This is a genomic window from Actinocorallia libanotica (assembly GCF_039525175.1).
GTDB classification, from domain to species: Bacteria; Actinomycetota; Actinomycetes; order Streptosporangiales; family Streptosporangiaceae; genus Actinocorallia; species Actinocorallia libanotica.
On record NZ_BAAAHH010000007.1, the window covers coordinates 125756 to 143543 of the forward strand.

Consider the following 17788-nt stretch of genomic DNA (forward strand, 5'->3'; position numbering starts at 1 on the left):
AAGGAGCCCCCTCTGCTCACCGTTGACTTCCAGCGGTTCCCCATCGCCGTGGGGGAACGCGTCCTCGACATGGGCTGCGGCGGCGGACGCCACGCCTTCGAGCTGTACCGCCGCGGCGCCCGCGTCACCGCCTTCGACATGGACGCCGAGGAGCTCAAGACCGTCCAGTCGATGTTCAACGCGATGGAGCTGGAGAACGAGGTGCCCGAGGGCTCCTCGGCCGAGACCGTCGTCGGCGACGCGCTGGGGCTGCCGTTCGAGGACGACAGCTTCGACAAGATCATCGCCGCCGAGGTGATGGAGCACATCCCCGACGACATGCAGGCCATGAAGGAGCTCTTCCGGGTGCTCAAGCCCGGCGGCCAGGTCGCGGTGACCGTGCCCTCCTGGCTGCCCGAGCGCATCTGCTGGCTGCTCTCCGAGGCCTACCACACCTCGCCCGGCGGCCACGTGCGCATCTACACGCGCGCCGAGCTGGAGGCCAAGCTCAAGTCGCTCGGCTTCCGCATCGACGGCCACCACCACGCGCACGGCCTGCACTCGGCGTACTGGTGGATCAAGTGCGCGGTCGGCATCGACGACAACGACCACCCCCTGGTCAAGGCCTACCACCAGATCCTGGTGTGGGACATCATGAAGCGGCCCCTGGCCACCCGGCTGGCCGAGCAGCTGCTCAACCCGTTCATCGGCAAGAGCGTCGTCGTCTACCTGACCAAGCCGTCCTATGCCGGCTGACCCGATCCTCACCCCCGAGCAGGTACACGCCACGGCCCTGTCCATCGCCCGCCAGCAGTACCCCTCCGGGGCCATCCCCTGGTACGCGGCGTTCGACGGGTACCCGGCCGGCCACGTCGACGCCTGGAACCACATCGAGGCGGCCATGGCGCTGACCGTCGCCGGGCTGACCGGCCCGGCCCGGCGCGCCTACGCCTGGCTGCGCGACCAGCAGCGCCACGACGGCTCCTGGCCGGCCAAGTGGGAGGACGAGCGGGTCACCGAGACCGGCGGCGAGTCCAACCACGCCGCCTACATCGCGGTCGGCATGTGGCACGAGCTCCTGGTCACCGGCGACGAGGAGTACGTGCGCGGCATGTGGCCCGTCGTCCGCCGGGCCGTGGACTACGTGCTCACCCTGCGGACCCCCCGCGGCGACATCAAGTGGATCCGGTTCGAGGACGGCACGCCGGGCGAGGAGACCCTGCTCACCGGCTGCTCCTCGATCCACCAGGCGCTGCGCTGCGCGGTCGCGCTGGCCGAGCGCCTCGGCGAGCCGCGGCCCGACTGGGAGCTCGCCGCCGACCAGCTCGGCCATGTGATCGCCCACCACCCGGAGGCGTTCGCCGACAAGTCGCGCTGGTCGATGGACTGGTACTACCCGATCCTGGGCGGGGCGGTCCGCGGCGAGCGGGCGGCCGCCCTCATCGAGGCGCAGTGGGACACCTTCGTGGTGCCCGAGCTGGGCTGCCGCTGCGTCTCCGACCAGCCGTGGGTCACCGGCGCCGAGACCTGCGAGCTCATCATGGCGCTGGACGCCGCCGGCGACCCCCGCGCGCTGACCCTCTTCGGCCAGATCCAGTTCCTGCGCCACGAGGACGGCTCCTACTGGACCGGCTGGCAGTTCCGCGACCAGCGGCACTTCCCGGGGGACCGCTCCACCTACACCGCCGCCGCGGTCGTCCTGGCCGCCGACGCCCTGTACGGCCTCACCCCCGCCGCGCGCATCTTCAAGGAGATCGCCGGCCGCCCCCTGGGCCCCGTGGCCCCGGCCGACCCCGTGGCCTGCGGCTGCGCCCAGGTCCCCGCCCGGACCTGACGGCCGCACGGCCACCGCGGCCCGGACGGGAACGGTCCGACACGCGAAGACGCCCCGGAGATCCCTTCTCCGGGGCGTCGCGCGTTCGCGGGGCTCAGGCGGCCGGAGCCAGGGGGTCGGCGGCCGAGACGCGTTCCAGGACGCGCAGGGAGCCTTCCACGCGGCGCTCCTCGAAGGCGCCGGAGGCCAGGGCGCGGAGGTAGACGCGGTAGGGGGCCTGGCCGCCGTCGGCGGGGTCGGGGAAGACGTCGTGGATCGCCAGGGCGCCGCCGACCTTGACCTTGGCGGCCCAGTTCTCGTAGTCGGCGTTGGCGAAGTGCTCGCTGTGGCCGCCGTCGATGAACAGCAGGCCCAGCTCGGTGCTCCACAGCCGCGAGACGGTGTCGGAGGTGCCGATGACGGCCACGACCACGTCCTCCAGGCCCGCCCGCTCGATGGTGCGGCGGAAGGTCGGCAGGGTGTCCATGCGGCCCGTGGCGGGGTCGACCAGGGTGGGGTCGTGGTGCTCCCAGCCCGCCTGGTTCTCCTCCGAGCCGTGGTGGTGGTCGACGGTCACCAGCACGGTGCCGGCCTCGCGGGCGGCGGCGCCGAAGTAGATCGCCGACTTGCCGCAGTAGGTGCCCACCTCCAGCAGCGGCCCGACCCGGCCGTAGGCCAGCGCGGTCTCGTACAGGGCGGCGCCCTCGGCCGGCGGCATGAACCCCTTGGCCGCCTCGGCCGCGCGGAGCAGTTCGGGGGGCATGGCGGGCGGTGTTCCGGTCATCTCGATCAACCTCCGCCGGGAACTGTACCGTTCCGCCCCGAACGCCCCGGGCATCCCCCTCCCGCACCCCGGCCCCGGACCCTCTCTAGCATGGAGAACGTGTTCTCGTTAGGCTCGTGGGGAGGGCGCTCGCGCCCGCTCCGGGGCGGGGCCTCCCCGGCCCGGAACCCATAACCGAATATGATTCGGTATACCGTCCGCGACGGTCTCCCCGCGGCCGGACACCCGATCCGAAAGGAACGCGCCATGAAGGTGATCGTCGACTACCTCGTCTGCGAGGCCAACGCCGTCTGCGTGGGGCTCGCCCCCGACGTCTTCGACCTGGACGACGAGGACAACCTCCACGTCCTGCTCCCCGACGTCCCCGCCGACCAGCAGGACAAGGTCCGGCACGCCGTGCGCTCCTGCCCCAAGGCCGCCCTGTCGATCTCCGAGTGACGACGGGAAAAGGGGCGCCCTCCGGGGCGCCCCTTTCCGTTCGTACCGGCCCGCTCCGCGGTCCTCAGTGGTCGCGGAAGCGCGGCTCCCTCTTCTCCATGGTCGCCGCGAAGCCCTCCTTGAGGTCCTCGGTGAGGAACGCCATGGTCTGCGTGCGGTTCTCCATGGCCAGGTGCGTGCGCAGCCCCGGCGCGTCCATCGCCAGGTTGAGCAGCTCCTTGGTGTGGCGCAGGCCGAACGGCGAACGCGTCATCAGCTCCGCCGCCAGCGCCCTGGCGCCCGCCAGGTCGTCCTCGGCGATCTCGGTGACCAGCCCCAGCTCCAGGGCGCGCTCGGCGCCGACGGTCTGGGCGCGGTAGAAGATCTCCCCGGCCCGCGCGGTGCCGATCAGCCGCGGCAGCATCCACGACAGGCCGAGGTCGCCCGCCGAGAAGCCCAGCTTCAAGAAGGGCGAGACGAACCTCGTCGTCGGCGAGGCCACCCGCAGGTCGCAGGCGAGCGCCAGGGAGAAGGCCATGCCGACCACCGGGCCGTGCAGCGCGGCCACGACCGGCTGCGGGATCTCCCGCAGGCCCAGCACCAGCTCCCCGGCCCGGACCATGTTGCGGTAGATCCGCTGGACCCGGCCCTCGTCGGACGGCTCGGCCTCGCCCTGCTGGATGTCCATCCCCGCGCAGAACGCCCGGCCCTCCCCGGTCAGGACGACGACCTTGGTGGCGGTGTCGTCCTTGAGCCCGGTGAGGATCCGCAGCAGCTCCACGGTGTCGTCGTAGGTGACGGCGTTGAGGCGTTCCGGCCGGGACAGGGTGATCGTCGCCACCCCGTCCCGCCTGTCGAAGAGGACCATCCCTACTGCAGTGCCTGGAAGGTCGCCGCGGTCTGCTCGTGGATGCCGGCGAACACCGCCATCGGGTCCTGCGCGGAGATCTCCTGCCAGTTGTCGCGGATGTCCTCGACGGAGAGGCCGTCCTTCTTGGTGAAGCCGGGGCCCTCGCCCACGAAGATCTTGGCGATGCGGCCGCCGCCCACGGTGAAGACCTGGCCGCTGTCCTCGACGCTCTCGTGCGCGAGGTAGGCCACCAGCGGGGTGACCAGCTCGACGCCGAGCTTGTCGGCGAACTCCGCCGGGAACAGGTCGGCGGTCATCCGGGTGTAGGCCACCGGGGCGATCGCGTTGGCCCGGACGCCCTTCTTGGCGCCCTCGGCCGCCATGGTCTTGGTGAAGCCCACCAGGCCCATCTTGGCGGTGGCGTAGTTGGCCTGGCCGAAGTTGCCGAACAGGCCCGCCGGGGAGGAGGTGTTGACGATCCGGCCCGCGCCGGACTCCACCAGGTGCGGCCAGGCGGCCTTGGTGACCAGGTAGGCGCCGCGCAGGTGGACGGCGATGACCGCGTCCCACTCGGCCACGGTCATGTTCTTGAAGGACTTGTCGCGCAGGATGCCCGCGTTGTTGATGAGGATGTCGACGCGCCCGAAGGAGTCGATGGCGGTCTGGACGATGGAGGCCGCGCCCTCCTCGGTGGCGACGTTGCCGCCGTTGGCGACCGCCTCGCCGCCGTTCTTGACGATCTCGTCCACGACCTCCTGGGCCGGGCCCGCCGAGGAGCCGTCGCCGTGGAGGTCGCCGCCCAGGTCGTTCACGACGACCTTCGCGCCGCGTGCGGCCAGCTCCAGCGCGTGCTGGCGGCCGAGGCCGTGTCCGGCGCCGGTGATGATGGCGACCTTGCCGTCGTACCGCAGTTCACTCATGAGTGTGCTCCTGTGTGTCCGGGCCTTGGGGCCCCGGCTGTTGGGTGACTCGCTCGCTGCCAGTCGACCACCTGGGGATACCCATTGGTAGCAGCAAACCGAATCCTGCTCTAATGCGGCCCCGAAGAAAAGTGCCGGGTTCGGGCCCAAGGTCCTTTCCGTCTCTCATAGTGAGACAACTCTTGATCTCTTCGGATAGGGTCCATGTTCTCCCTCACCCCAGGAGAAGCACCTTCCATGGACGCAGCACCGCTGCGGGTCGTGCAGTGGGGCAGCGGCGCCATCGGCCGCAGCGTCCTGCGCGGCCTGCTCGACCGTCCGGAGTTCCGCCTCGCCGGCCTGCGGGTCTACGACCCCGCCAAGCGCGGCGCGGACGCCGGGACGCTGGTCGGCCGCGAGCCGACCGGCGTCCGCGCCACCGACGACCCCGCCGAGATCCTCGCCCTGGACGCCGACTGCGTCGTCTACGCGCCGCTGCCCGGCCGCCTTTACGGGGGCGACGACCTGGACACCGTCTGCCGGCTGCTGGCCTCGGGGAAGAACGTGGTCTCGCTGACCGGCTTCCTCTACCCCCGCGCCCGCGGCCCCGAGTTCACCGCCGCCCTGGAGAAGGCCTGCGCCGACGGCGGCACCTCCGTCCACGGCACCGGCATCAACCCGGGGTTCACCGGCGAGAAGCTCCCCCTGGTGCTGACCGGGCTGGCCCGCCGGGTCGACCACCTCTACGTCCGCGACTGCTACGACCTCGCGGGCCACCCCTCCCGCCGGATCGTCCGCGAGCTGTCCGGATTCGGCATGACCGAGGAGGAGTACACCGCCGCGCTCCCCCGCCACCGGAGCCTGATGCGCGCCCTGTACACCGAGAGCCTGCACCTGCTGGCCGCCGCGCTGGGGGTGGAGCTGGACGGCGTCGACCTCGACCACGAGCACCTGCACGCCCGCGAGGACTTCACCGTCGCCGCCGGGCCCATCCCCCGCGGCACCGTCGCCGCCGACCGCTGGACCCTCACCGGGCGGGCCGGCGGGCTCCCGCTGATCACCTTCGAGATCGCCCGCAAGGCCGACGCCCGCCGCGTCGGCGACTGGTACGAACCGGGCTACGCGCTGCGCATCCAGGGCGCCCCCTCGATGTCCCTCGCCCTGGGCGAGGACTGGATCGGCAACGGCGTCACGGCCGCGGCCGGCCACGCCCTGAACTCCATCGCCGCGGTGTGCGCCGCCCCGCCCGGCATCCGCACCCTGCTGGACCTGCCGATCCTTCCCGGCCGATTCGGCGGGGGCATCCCGGATCGCGGGTAGATTGAAGGTGTCCTCCATCACGTGCCTCCGCGCGGGAGAAGTCCCGTCGCGATCGCCTCGGGACGTGTTTTATCCGTCCCTTCCCGTCCCGGGGAGCGTCCGTATTCCCTTGTACGGTGGAAACGACGCCGCACGCGCTCGTCCGGGCGAGTAGCCTTATGAACGTTTAGAACCCACCTGCGAGCTGCGGAAGAGGGCGATCTCCGCCGTGTCGAGCGAGTCGCACACCCCTGCCGGTCTTAGTGATTTCGGCGCCAACGAGTGGTTGGTCGATGAGCTCTACCAGAAGTACTTGGAAGACCCTGAGAAGGTTGACAAGGCCTGGTGGAGCTTCTTCGCGGACTACCAACCGGGCTCCAAGCCCAACGTACCCGTGAACGGCGCCTCCTCGGCGCCGTCCGAGGCCCCTCAGAAGACCACCCCGGCCCCGGCGGCGCCCAAGAAGGCAGCCCCCCAGGCCCCCGCCCCCGCCGCGCCCAAGGCGGCGCAGCCTCCCACGCCGGTGGCGGCCGGCGCCGAGGAGGTGAAACTGCGCGGAGTCGCGGCGCGCACCGTGACCAACATGGAGAACAGCCTGGCCGTCCCCACCGCCACGAGCGTGCGGGCGGTCCCGGCCAAGCTGCTGATCGACAACCGCATCGTGATCAACAACCACCTGAAGCGTGGTCGCGGCGGCAAGATCTCCTTCACCCACTTGATCGGCTACGCGGTCGTCCAGGCGCTCAAGTCCATGCCTGAGATGAACTCCTACTACACCGAGGTGGACGGCAAGCCCACCCTGGTGCGGCCGGAGCACGTGAACTTCGGCCTGGCGATCGACCTGAAGAAGTCCGACGGCCAGCGCCAGCTGGTGGTGCCCTCGGTCAAGTCGGCCGAGACGCTGGACTTCCGCCAGTTCTGGGCGGCCTATGAGGAGATCGTCCGCAAGGCGCGGGCCAACAAGCTCACCCTGGAGGACTTCCAGGGCACCACGATCAGCCTGACCAACCCCGGCACCATCGGCACCGTGCACTCGGTGCCGCGCCTCATGCCGGGCCAGGGCACGATCATCGGCATCGGCGCCATGGAGTACCCGGCGGAGTTCTCCGGCTCCTCCAAGGAGACGCTGGCGCGCGCCGCGATCAGCAAGATCATGACGATCACGTCGACCTACGACCACCGCATCATCCAGGGTGCGCAGTCGGGCGACTTCCTGCGCCGCGTGCACGCCCTGCTGCTGGGCGAGGACGGCTTCTACGACGAGATCTTCGAGTCGCTGCGGATCCCGTACGAGCCGGTCCGCTGGGTCCAGGACATCTCCGCGAGCCATGAGAACGACATCGCGAAGGTCGCCCGGGTCCACGAGCTGATCCACGCCTACCGGGTGCGCGGCCACCTCATGGCCGACACCGACCCGCTGGAGTACCGCCAGCGCCGCCACCCCGACCTGGACATCCTCCAGCACGGGCTGACCCTGTGGGACCTGGAGCGGGAGTTCGCCACCGGCGGCTTCGGCGGCAGGCCCACCATGAAGCTGCGCGACATCCTGGGCGTGGTGCGCGACTCCTACTGCCGCACCATCGGCATCGAGTACATGCACATCCAGGACCCCGAGGAACGCGCCTGGATCCAGGAGCGCGTCGAGGTCCCCTTCGACCCGCCGTCCCGCGAGGAGCAGCTGCACATCCTGCGGCGGCTCAACTCCGCCGAGGCGTTCGAGACCTTCCTGCAGACCAAGTTCGTCGGCCAGAAGCGCTTCTCCCTGGAGGGCGGCGAGTCGGTGATCCCGCTGCTGGACGCGGTGATCTCGGCGGCGGCCAAGGACCGCCTGGAAGAGGCCGTCATCGGCATGGCCCACCGCGGCCGCCTCAACGTGCTGGCCAACATCGTCGGCAAGTCCTACTCGCAGATCTTCGGCGAGTTCGAGGGCAACCTCGACCCGCGCTCGGCGCAGGGCTCCGGCGACGTGAAGTACCACCTGGGCGCCGCGGGCGAGTTCCAGTCCTGGGACGGGCACACCATCCAGACCTCCCTGGTGGCCAACCCCTCCCACCTGGAGGCGGTCAACCCCGTCCTGGAGGGCGTCGTGCGCGCCAAGCAGGACGTCATCGACACCGGTGAGGCCGGCTTCTCGGTCCTGCCGATCCTCATCCACGGCGACGCGGCGTTCGCCGGGCAGGGCGTGGTCGCCGAGACCCTGAACCTGTCCCAGCTGCGCGGCTACCGCACCGGCGGCACCGTGCACATCGTCATCAACAACCAGGTCGGCTTCACCACCGCGCCCGAGTACTCCCGCTCGTCGGTGTACTCCACCGACGTGGCGCGGATGATCCAGGCGCCGATCTTCCACGTCAACGGCGACGACCCCGAGGCCTGCGCCCGGGTCGCCAGGCTGGCCTTCGAATACCGGCAGGTGTTCAAGAAGGACGTCGTCATCGACATGATCTGCTACCGGCGCCGGGGCCACAACGAGACGGACAACCCCTCGTTCACCCAGCCGCTGATGTACGACCTGATCGACGCCAAGCGCTCGGTGCGCAAGCTCTACACCGAGGCGCTCATCGGCCGCGGCGACATCACCGTCGAGGAGGCCGAGCAGGCGCTGCAGGACTACCAGCAGCAGCTCGAGCGCGCCTTCGTCGAGGTGCGCGAGGCCGCCGGCCAGCCCAACGTGCCCGGCTCGGTGGTGCGCCCGCCGGACGAGGACCGCATCCCGATCGACCACGGCGCGGTCGGCTCGGCGATCCCCCCGGAGACGGTCAAGGAGATCATCAACACCCAGGTGGAACTGCCCGAGGGCTTCACCGTGCACCCGCGGCTCCAGCCCATCCTGGACCGCCGGGTCAAGATGATCGACGACAACGCCCTGGACTGGGCCACCGGCGAGCTGCTGGCCTTCGGCTCCCTGCTGATGGACGGCCACCCGGTGCGCCTGGTCGGCCAGGACGTCCAGCGCGGCACCTTCGGCCAGCGCCACTCGGTGCTGGTGGACCGCAAGACCGGCGAGACCCACGTCCCGCTGTCGAAGTTCTTCCAGGGCACCACGAAGTTCTACGTGCACGACTCGCTGCTCAGCGAGTTCGCGGCGATGGGCTTCGAGTACGGCTACTCCCTGCAGCGGCCGGACGCCCTGGTGCTGTGGGAGGCGCAGTTCGGCGACTTCGCCAACGGCGCCCAGTCGATCGTGGACGAGTTCATCTCCTCCGGCGAGCAGAAGTGGGGCCAGCGGTCCTCGGTCACACTGCTGCTGCCGCACGGGTACGAGGGCCAGGGCCCGGACCACAGCTCCGCCCGCATCGAGCGGTACCTGCAGCTGTGCGCCCAGGACAACATGACCGTCGTCTACCCGACCACGTCGGCGAACTACTTCCACATGCTGCGCTGGCAGGCGCTGTCGGGCCGGCACAAGCCGCTGGTCGTCTTCACGCCCAAGTCGCTGCTGCGGGCCAAGGCCGCCTCCTCGCCGGTCGAGGATTTCACCAGCGGCGCGTTCCAGCCGGTCATCAGCGACGCCAAGGTCGACCCGGCCAAGGTCCGCCGCGTGCTGTTCACCACGGGCAAGATCTACTACGACGTGGTCGCCGCCCGCGACAAGCAGGGCGTCGACGACACCGCGGTGATCCGGATCGAGCGGCTCTACCCGTCGCCGATCGACGAGATCAAGGCCGAGCTGGCCAAGTACGCCCAGGACGTGGAGATCACCTACGTGCAGGACGAGCCGAAGAACATGGGCGCCTGGCCCTTCTTCGCCCTGGTCCTGTGGAACTACCTGGACGGCCGGAAGCTCAACCTGGTCTCCCGCCCCGCCTCCTCCTCCCCGGCGGTGGGCTCGGCGAAGACGCACCAGGCCGAGCAGGAGGCGATGCTCGCCCGCCTGTTCCCCGGCGCCTGATCACGCGGACGCGCAACGCCGAAGGCCCCGGCTCCCGCCGGGGCCTTCCGGCTCTCGCCGCGCCCTCGGGCGCGGCCGGAAGGAGGAAGGACCGTGTACTTCACCGACCGCGGCATCGAGGAGCTGGCGGCCAGACGGGGCGAGGAGGAGGTCTCCCTGGCCTGGGTGGCCGAGCGGCTCCGCGACTTCGTCGACCTCAACCCGGAGTTCGAGATCCCGGTCGAGCGGCTGGCCACCTGGCTGGCCCGGCTCGATGACGACGACGAGGACGACTGAGCGCTCCGCGTCCCGCGCACCGGTCTCCGGAGCGCACGCGCGAAAGGCCCGTGCCGGGGACGTCGGGGCCCCGGCACGGGCCTCAGCGGTGCGAAGAGGAGCTCAGGCCTCTCCGCGGGTCTGGTCGGCGGCCGGCCGCCGGTAGGTCACCATGCGCTTGACCTCGACCAGCCGGCGCTTGCGCGCCTGCTTGGTGCGGCTGGAGCGGATGCGCCGGAAGGCCTTCATCCGCTCCTTGGGGACCGGGACGCGCGTTCCGGTCGGCTCATAGCCGTGCCGGCGCATCTCGTCGCCCACCACTCCCTCGATCAGCGCCAGGTCGGTGCCGGTCAGCTGCTCCTCCCAGGAGTGCACGGACTCGGTGGAGACCGGCTTGGAGATCTCCTTGAAGGGCGTGCCGGTGGGGCGGTCGGGGTCCTGGTGGTAGTCCAGCATGGCGTCGATCCCGGCGGGGTCCAGCCCCAGGAAGGCGCACACGCGCTCCAGGCCCGCCCGCGGGTCGCGCACCAGCTCCTCGTAGTAGACGTCGAGGTACTGCTCCTCGGGCAGCTTGCGGCGCCAGGACTCGGCCGAGACGATCGCCCGCTCCCACATCTCGGTGGCCGACTCCACCCCGCCCCAGCTCCAGCCGACCCGGTTCATGGAGGCCACGCAGGCGCGGGGGTCGCGGATGACGTTGACGTACTGCGCGTCGGGGAAGAGGTCGAAGATCTCGTTGAGGTTCCAGGCGTGCGAGGGGCGCTTGTCCCCCCAGCGGGGCTTGCCCTGGTTGCGCGCGTTCAGCATGAAGCAGGACGCCAGGATGGAGCCGAGCGTGGGGGGCGAGTGCAGGGCCGCCTCGACGAGCTCCTCGGGTGTGGCCTTGAGCCGCTCGTTCCGGGACTTCTTGTTCTTCACGATCCATTCGGCGACCTTGCGGCGGTTGTCCGGGTCCGCAAAATCACCGAACGAATCCCGCTTGCGGTACAGCGGGACGATGAACGCCGTCTCGTGCGGCACGGCCAGGTGGGGATGGCTGTTGAGCATGCTCCGGAGCAATGTCGTCCCCGAGCGCGGGCAGCCCCCGACGATGACCGGGGGACCCGCGCCTTCGCCGGCCCCGGACACATCAACCCCCGCCGGGGTTGCATCATGTGACGAATATTTCTCCATGTTGCGGCAGCTTAACGGGAGACGGCGGGCCTCGCAGGTCACGAAAACCTCACAACCGAATCGGACAGAAGTGACATACTCCACACCGACCCCCTGCGGTTTGCTCCGCGGCGGCCGTGTGCCACAATCGCTTGACGGGTGACCCCCGTGTACGTCGAGAGGCGAGCGCCCACCCCCCACACACCGCGTGGCAGGGTGTCGGTCCGGCGCCCGTCCGAACTTCCGAATCTTTGTTCTAAGTGGGGTCGCTGTGGCTACTGACCTTCCCGATTACTCGCAAGACCCGGCTTTCGCCATCCATGTGGGCGGCAAGCTGGAGGTCCGCTCCACCATCCCGGTCCGGGACAAGGACGACCTCTCCCTGGCCTACACCCCCGGCGTGGCCCGCGTCTGCACCGCGATCGCCGACCACCCCGAGCTGGCGCACACCTACACCTGGACCTCCAAGGTCGTGGCCGTCGTGACCGACGGCACCGCGGTCCTGGGCCTGGGCGACATCGGCCCGGCCGCCTCCATGCCGGTCATGGAAGGCAAGTCCCTGCTGTTCAAGGAGTTCGCCGACGTCGACTCGGTGCCCATCGCCCTGGCCACCACCGACGTCGACGAGATCGTCGACACCGTCATCCGCATGGCGCCGTCCTTCGGCGGCATCAACCTCGAGGACATCAGCGCCCCGCGCTGCTTCGAGATCGAGGACCGGCTGCGCGCCGCCCTCGACATCCCGGTCTTCCACGACGACCAGCACGGCACCGCGATCGTCTCGCTCGCCGCGCTGACCAACGCCTCCCGCCTGATCGGCAAGCCGCTGTCGCAGATGCGCGGCGTCATCGCCGGCGCGGGCGCCTCCGGCATCGCCGTCTGCCGCATCCTGCTGAACGCGGGCGTGGGCGACATCGCGGTCTCCGACAGCAAGGGCCTGATCTACCAGGGTCGGGACGGGCTGAACAGCGTCAAGCAGGCGCTGGCGGAGGACACCAACAAGGCGGGCCTGACCGGCTCGACCGAGGAGGCACTGCGCGGCGCCGACTTCTTCATCGGGCTGTCCGGCTCCACCGTCGCCGAGTCCGCGGTCGCCACCATGGCCGAGGACGCGATCGTCTTCGCGCTGTCCAACCCGACGCCCGAGGTCGAGCCCGACGTGGCCGCCAAGTACGCGCGGGTCGTGGCCACCGGCCGCAGCGACCACCCCAACCAGATCAACAACGTGCTCGCGTTCCCCGGCATCTTCAAGGGCGCCTTCGACGTCCGCGCCCACTCGATCACCGAGGGCATGAAGGTCGCCGCCGCCGAGGCCCTGGCCGCCGTCGTGACCGACGAGGAGCTGGCCGCGGACTACATCATCCCCAGCCCGTTCGACGCCCGTGTCGCCCCGGCCGTCGTGGCCGCGGTGTCCGCCCAGGCCCGCGCCGAGGGCGTCAACCGGATCTGACCCCTCCCGCACCGCCAGGCATCGGTGCCGTGCCCGTCCGTCGCCCCGGACGAGCACGGCACCGATTTCTTTTCTCCAGGGTGTTTCCCGACACACCTGGATCTTTGTGGGTTGCATCGATTTTCATCACGTTCAGATAACGGAAGGCGCTAAACAAGATCAGATTACTTTTGCGCTGATAGCGTGCCGAACCTCCCCATAAGCCCCTCACTCCGTCTGGAGCGACTCAGCGTATGAAGAAGGCCCTGCACCGTCTCGCCGTCCTGTCCCTTCCACTGGCCCTCACCGCCAGTGTCCTGCCCGCACAAAGCGTCTCCGCGGCCGTCGACAGGACGGCCAAGCTCAACGCCAAAGCGCCGAAGGGGTTCAAGCGGAAGAACGCCAAGGGCGTCACCAACGTGAACAAGTACCTCTACCCGCGGCGTGACTACGTGGGCGTGTTCACGCAGTACGACAACAGCACGCCCGTCAAGGGCGCCCGGTACTTCGGCGGCCTGGTCGGCAAGAAGAAGCCCAACGTCATCAAGGGCTTCGCCAACTGGGGCGCCCCCTTCGACCAGGAGTGGGCCAAGACCATCTGGAAGGCCGGCGCCATCCCGCAGTGGGAGCTGGAGGCCCATCCGGTCGACTGGAACGACAACATCACCGTCAAGAAGATCGCCAGCGGCAAGGCCGACGCCTACATCAAGCAGATCGCCCAGAGCATCCGCGCCGCGAAGGTGCCGGTGGCCCTCAGCTTCGCCCACGAGTTCAACGGCGACTGGTACGAGTGGGGCTATTGCAGCCGTCCCAAGCACACGCCCCCCGCCACCGCGTGCAAGTACAAGACCAGGCCCGCGGACTTCAAGAAGGCCTGGAAGCGCATGCACGGCATCTTCACCAAGGCGGGCGCGACCAACACCATCTGGATGTGGTCGCCCAACGAGACCGGCCCCCGCGCCGAGGTCGGGCTCAAGCAGTTCTACCCGGGCAACGCCTACGTCGACTGGATCGGGCTGATCGGCTACTACCGCAGCACCTCCAGCACCTACGCGAAGGTCTTCTCGCCCAGCATCCGGCAGCTGCGCAAGTTCACCAAGAAGCCGATCATCATCGGCGAGGTCAGCACGCGGCCCGGCGGCAACCGCCCGCGCCAGATCCGCGACTTCCTGAAGAACGTCGCGGCCGACCCGGGCGTCATCGGCTTCATCTGGTTCAACAAGGACCAGCGCAAGAACGAGGGCCCCAACGGCGACTACCGGGTGGAGAAGTCCAAGGCGGGTGTCAACGCCTTCAAGACCGGCCTGAAGAAGGGGTACTTCGGCCGCTAGTGAGGCCCGGTGGCTAGGGTCGGTGGCATGTTCGCTGTGACCGCGGCGCGTATCGACGCCGAGCAACCGTTGAACGGCCTGGAGCTGGGCGAGCGCCCCGACCCCGTGGCCCCGGAGGGCTGGACCACCGTCACCGTCAGGGCGGCGGCGCTCAACCACCACGACCTGTGGACGCTGCGCGGGGTGGGCGTCCGCCCCGAGCAGCTCCCCCTCGTGCTGGGCTGCGACGCCGCCGGAGTGGACGAGGACGGCAACGAGGTCATCGTCCACTCCGTCATCGGCGACCCCGCCCGCGGGCAGGGCGACGAGACCCTCGACCCCGGGCGCTCGCTGCTGTCGGAGGTGCACGACGGCACCCTGGCCGAGCGGGTCGCCGTGCCCCGGCGCAACCTCGTCCCCAAGCCCGCGGCCCTGTCCTTCGAGGAGGCGGCCTGCCTGCCGACGGCCTGGCTGACCGCCTACCGGATGCTGTTCGACAAGGCGGGGGTCCAGCCGGGCTCCACCGTCCTGGTGCAGGGGGCCGGCGGCGGGGTGGCCACCGCGCTCATCGCGCTCGGCGCCGCCGCCGGCTACCGCGTCTGGGCCACCAGCCGCAGCGAGGCCAAGCGCAAGCGGGCGCTGGAGCTGGGCGCGGACGCGGTGTTCGAGAGCGGGGCGCGGCTGCCGGCCCGGGTCGACGCGGTCATGGAGACCGTCGGCCAGGCCACCTGGGCGCACTCGGTGAAGTCGCTGCGGCCCGGCGGGCGCATCGTCGTCTCCGGCGCCACCAGCGGGCCGATGCCCCCGGCGGAGCTGACCCGGGTGTTCTTCCTGCAGCTGCAGGTGGTGGGCTCGACCATGGGCACCCGCGAGCAGCTGGTCCGGCTGGCGTCCTTCCTGGAGACCACCGGGCTGCGCCCGCCCATCGACCGGGTGCTGCCGCTGGCGCGGGCCCGGGAGGGCTTCGCCGCCATGGCCGAGGGCGAGCTGTTCGGCAAGATCGTGTTCACCGTCTGAGGCCGGTGGCGGGCCGGGTCGGGGGCCAGTAGCGCAGCACGACCCGGCCCAGCACGTCGGCCTCGGGGACGGCGCCGAAGTCCCAGCTGTCCCGCCTCCCGGGCGCGCGCTGGTTGTCGCTCTCCAGCCACCAGCCGCCGTCCTGGCGGAACGCCGCCCGCTTGACGAGCATCAGCTCCCCGTGGCGCGCCACCACCACGTCGCCCTGGCGCACCGGTCCTTCGCGGACCAGGAGCCTGTCGCCGGGACGCAGCGTGGGCAGCATCGACTCCCCGGTCACCAGCACCGCCCGCCAGCGCACCCCACCCACCCTCTCGCGCCTGGACACCCCGTCCTCAGAGTAATGTCTGATCTACAGCATGATCCGAGTCCGCCCACTCACGAAGGGAACCACAACGGTGAGCCTTCTTCGACCGAGCATGGTCGTCTCCGCGCACTGCGACCTGCCCTGCGGCGTCTACGACCCCGCCCAGGCGCGCATCGAGGCCGAGTCCGTCAAGGCCATCATGGAGAAGTACGCGGCCAACGAGGACCCGGCGTTCCGCGCCCGGGCCGTCGTCATCAAGGAGGAGCGGTCCGACCTCGTCAAGCACCACCTGTGGGTGCTGTGGACCGACTACTTCAAGCCGCCGCACTTCGAGAAGTACCCGCAGCTCCACGAGCTGTTCAACGAGGCGACCAAGCTCGCCGGCGCCGGCGGCACCAAGGGCACCTTCGACGTGAAGGTGGCCGACCAGCTGCTGGAGAAGATCTCCGAGATCGACACGATCTTCTGGGAGACCAAGAAGGCCTGAGCCTCGCCCCGGTCTTCGCCTTTTTCGAACCCCGACAAGTGGTGACATTTCCCACAGGTTCCTGAGGGCCGCCAAATACGCATTCTGGATGCGCATTTGCTACGTTCTCAGTGTGCGCCTGACGAAGTTCACCGATCTGGCCCTGCGGGCCGTGATGCGCCTGGCGGTCGCGACCGACGGAGAGCCCATGACCACCCGCCAGGTGGCCGAGGCGGTGGACGTCCCCTACGCGCACATGGCCAAGGCGGTCAGCCGCCTCCAGCACCTCGGGGTGCTGGAGGCCAGGCGGGGCCGCGGCGGCGGGCTCGGGCTGACCGTGCTCGGACGGCGCGCCTCCGTGGGCTGGCTGGTACGGGAACTGGAAGGCGAGGAAGAGGTGGTGGCCTGTGAGGGTGACACTCCCTGCCCCCTGCGGGGGGACTGCCGGCTCCGGCGGGCGCTCCGCGAGGCGCAGAACGCCTTCTACGCCTCGCTGGACCGGCTGACCGTGGCCGACCTGGTCGCCTCCACCCGCAGACCGGTACCGGTGGGGCTCTCCATCCGCCCGCCCGGCTGACCCCGGCCCTTCGCAGACTTTTCTCCACAGACGGCGTGGGGTACCTCCATGCCTGAATACGAAGATCGTTTACCAATTAAGGAGTCCCCATGCTCTCCGAGAAGTCGGTGCCCGTCGTCCGCGCCACCCTCCCCGCCGTCGGCGGCGCCATCGGCGACATCACCCCGCTCTTCTACAAGAAGATGTTCGCCGCCCGCCCCGACCTGCTGCGCGACCTGTTCAACCGCGGCAACCAGGCCATCGGCGAGCAGCAGAAGGCGCTGGCCGGCTCGATCGCCGCCTTCGCCACCATGCTGCTGGAGCGCCCCGACGACCGGCCCGACGCGCTGCTCAGCCGGATCGCCCACAAGCACGCCTCGCTCGGCATCGTCCCCGACCAGTACCCGATCGTGCACGAGCACCTCTTCGCCGCGATCGTCGACGTGCTGGGCGAGGCGGTCACCCCCGAGGTCGCCGCGGCCTGGGACGAGGTCTACTGGCTCATGGCCAACGCGCTGATCGCCGCCGAGGCCGAGCTCTACCAGAAGTCGGGCGTCCCCGGCGGCGCCGTCTGGCGGGAGCTGGAGATCGCCGACCGGCGCGAGGAGACACCCGACGTCGCCTCCTTCCTGCTGCGCTCCCCCGACGGTGCCCCGCTGCCGGACTTCCTGCCCGGCCAGTACGTGAGCGTCCAGGTCGAGCTGCCCGACGGCGCCCACCAGATCCGCCAGTACAGCCTGTCCAGCGCGCCCGGCCGCCCCGAGTGGCGGATCACCGTCAAGCGGGTGCGCCCGGCGGCCGGGACCCCCGAGGGCGAGGTCTCCTCGTGGCTGCACGAGAACGCCCTGCCCGGCGACCGGCTGCGGGTCTCCACGCCCTTCGGCGACCTGGCCCTGCCCGAGGGCGACGAGCCGCTGCTGCTGGTCTCGGCGGGCATCGGCGGCACCCCCATGCTGTCCATGCTCGACCACCTGGCCGCCACCGGCGCCACCCGGCGGGTCGTCGTGGTCCACGCCGACCGCTCCGCCGCCGCCCACGCCCACCGGGAGGAGCTGCGCTCCCTGGTGGAGGCGCTGCCGAACGGCGAGCTGCACCTGTGGTACGAGGAGGCCGGGGCCCCCGAGGCCCGGGTGGGCCTGGCCGACCTGGGCGTCCTGAGCCTGCCCGAGGACGCCACCGTCTACCTGTGCGGCTCCCTGCCCTTCATGCGCGCCGTGCGCGGCGACCTGCTGGGCCTGGGCTTCCCCGCCCGCAAGGTGCACTACGAGGTCTTCGGCCCCGACCTGTGGCTGGGGCAGGACTGACCGGTCGGACGACCGGAGCGAAGCGAGGATCGGCCGACCGGTCCCGGGGGCCTGGGGGT

The 17788-nt window shown here is 70.4% G+C and carries 17 protein-coding genes; 12 read left to right on the forward strand and 5 right to left on the reverse strand.

The features are described 5' to 3' along the window. Window positions 1-12 precede the first annotated feature (12 nt). Window positions 13-735 carry a class I SAM-dependent methyltransferase gene (locus ABD140_RS11605; protein WP_344239964.1) on the forward strand — a complete coding sequence of 241 codons (723 nt, stop codon included), beginning with the start codon at window positions 13-15 and terminating at the stop codon, window positions 733-735. Then, entirely contained in the window at window positions 725-1813 is a 1089-nt protein-coding gene (locus ABD140_RS11610) for a prenyltransferase/squalene oxidase repeat-containing protein (protein WP_344239776.1), read from the forward strand. Before ABD140_RS11605 ends, ABD140_RS11610 begins: the two co-directional genes overlap by 11 nt. Before the next feature lie 94 nt (window positions 1814-1907). Here ABD140_RS11610 and ABD140_RS11615 read toward each other — a convergent pair whose 3' ends face one another. After that, window positions 1908-2576, reverse strand: a complete 669-nt coding sequence (locus tag ABD140_RS11615) for a class I SAM-dependent methyltransferase (protein ID WP_344239778.1) — start codon at window positions 2574-2576, stop codon at window positions 1908-1910. Between the two features lie 246 nt (window positions 2577-2822). Here ABD140_RS11615 and ABD140_RS11620 point away from each other — a divergent pair, with 246 nt between their 5' ends. Continuing rightward, on the forward strand, window positions 2823-3014 hold the full coding sequence (locus ABD140_RS11620) for a ferredoxin (protein WP_344239780.1): 192 nt from the start codon (window positions 2823-2825) through the stop codon (window positions 3012-3014). A 64-nt stretch (window positions 3015-3078) separates the two neighbouring features. Here the strand turns inward: ABD140_RS11620 and ABD140_RS11625 are convergent, their stop codons facing one another. Further along, complete coding sequence (locus ABD140_RS11625; protein ID WP_344239782.1) at window positions 3079-3861, reverse strand: enoyl-CoA hydratase/isomerase family protein; 783 nt, start codon at window positions 3859-3861, stop codon at window positions 3079-3081. 2 nt (window positions 3862-3863) lie between these two features. Next, the gene (locus ABD140_RS11630) at window positions 3864-4763 is read right to left on the reverse strand and encodes an SDR family oxidoreductase (protein ID WP_344239784.1); all 900 of its coding nucleotides are present in this window, start codon (window positions 4761-4763) and stop codon (window positions 3864-3866) included. Between the two features lie 237 nt (window positions 4764-5000). Here ABD140_RS11630 and ABD140_RS11635 point away from each other — a divergent pair, with 237 nt between their 5' ends. From ABD140_RS11635 to ABD140_RS11645, 3 genes are all read left to right on the forward strand, one after another. Then, complete coding sequence (locus ABD140_RS11635) at window positions 5001-6062, forward strand: NAD(P)H-dependent amine dehydrogenase family protein (RefSeq protein WP_344239786.1); 1062 nt, start codon at window positions 5001-5003, stop codon at window positions 6060-6062. A 208-nt stretch (window positions 6063-6270) separates the two neighbouring features. After that, window positions 6271-9933 (forward strand): multifunctional oxoglutarate decarboxylase/oxoglutarate dehydrogenase thiamine pyrophosphate-binding subunit/dihydrolipoyllysine-residue succinyltransferase subunit, encoded by a 3663-nt coding sequence (locus ABD140_RS11640; RefSeq protein ID WP_344239788.1) that lies wholly within the window; start codon window positions 6271-6273, stop codon window positions 9931-9933. Window positions 9934-10026: 93 nt separating this feature from the next. Next, on the forward strand, window positions 10027-10209 hold the full coding sequence (locus ABD140_RS11645) for a DUF6104 family protein (RefSeq protein ID WP_344239790.1): 183 nt from the start codon (window positions 10027-10029) through the stop codon (window positions 10207-10209). A 102-nt stretch (window positions 10210-10311) separates the two neighbouring features. Here the strand turns inward: ABD140_RS11645 and ABD140_RS11650 are convergent, their stop codons facing one another. Beyond that, window positions 10312-11361, reverse strand: a complete 1050-nt coding sequence (locus ABD140_RS11650) for a sulfotransferase family protein (protein WP_344239792.1) — start codon at window positions 11359-11361, stop codon at window positions 10312-10314. Between the two features lie 295 nt (window positions 11362-11656). Here ABD140_RS11650 and ABD140_RS11655 point away from each other — a divergent pair, with 295 nt between their 5' ends. The 3 genes from ABD140_RS11655 (at window position 11657) to ABD140_RS11665 (ending at window position 15096) form a co-directional block, all read left to right on the forward strand. Then, a complete protein-coding gene (locus tag ABD140_RS11655) occupies window positions 11657-12790 on the forward strand; it encodes an NAD(P)-dependent malic enzyme (RefSeq protein WP_344239966.1) in 1134 nt (377 codons plus the stop codon). A 233-nt stretch (window positions 12791-13023) separates the two neighbouring features. Beyond that, window positions 13024-14100: a glycoside hydrolase family 26 protein gene (locus tag ABD140_RS11660; RefSeq protein ID WP_344239794.1), complete on the forward strand. Its 1077-nt coding sequence runs from the start codon at window positions 13024-13026 to the stop codon at window positions 14098-14100. A 27-nt stretch (window positions 14101-14127) separates the two neighbouring features. Then, window positions 14128-15096 (forward strand): zinc-binding dehydrogenase, encoded by a 969-nt coding sequence (locus ABD140_RS11665; protein WP_344239796.1) that lies wholly within the window; start codon window positions 14128-14130, stop codon window positions 15094-15096. Here the strand turns inward: ABD140_RS11665 and ABD140_RS11670 are convergent. Next, a complete protein-coding gene (locus ABD140_RS11670; protein ID WP_344239798.1) occupies window positions 15086-15397 on the reverse strand; it encodes a S24 family peptidase in 312 nt (103 codons plus the stop codon). The genes ABD140_RS11665 and ABD140_RS11670 overlap by 11 nt on opposite strands. 58 nt (window positions 15398-15455) lie before the next feature. Between ABD140_RS11670 and sodN the strand changes: the two genes are divergently transcribed. From sodN to ABD140_RS11685, 3 genes are all read left to right on the forward strand, one after another. Continuing rightward, the gene (gene sodN, locus ABD140_RS11675; RefSeq protein WP_425544106.1) at window positions 15456-15890 is read left to right on the forward strand and encodes a superoxide dismutase, Ni; all 435 of its coding nucleotides are present in this window, start codon (window positions 15456-15458) and stop codon (window positions 15888-15890) included. Window positions 15891-16002: 112 nt separating this feature from the next. Beyond that, window positions 16003-16446 carry an RrF2 family transcriptional regulator gene (locus ABD140_RS11680; protein ID WP_344239800.1) on the forward strand — a complete coding sequence of 148 codons (444 nt, stop codon included), beginning with the start codon at window positions 16003-16005 and terminating at the stop codon, window positions 16444-16446. Between the two features lie 89 nt (window positions 16447-16535). Continuing rightward, window positions 16536-17729, forward strand: coding sequence for a globin domain-containing protein (locus ABD140_RS11685; RefSeq protein WP_344239802.1), 1194 nt, complete (start codon window positions 16536-16538; stop codon window positions 17727-17729). Window positions 17730-17788: the final 59 nt, after the last annotated feature.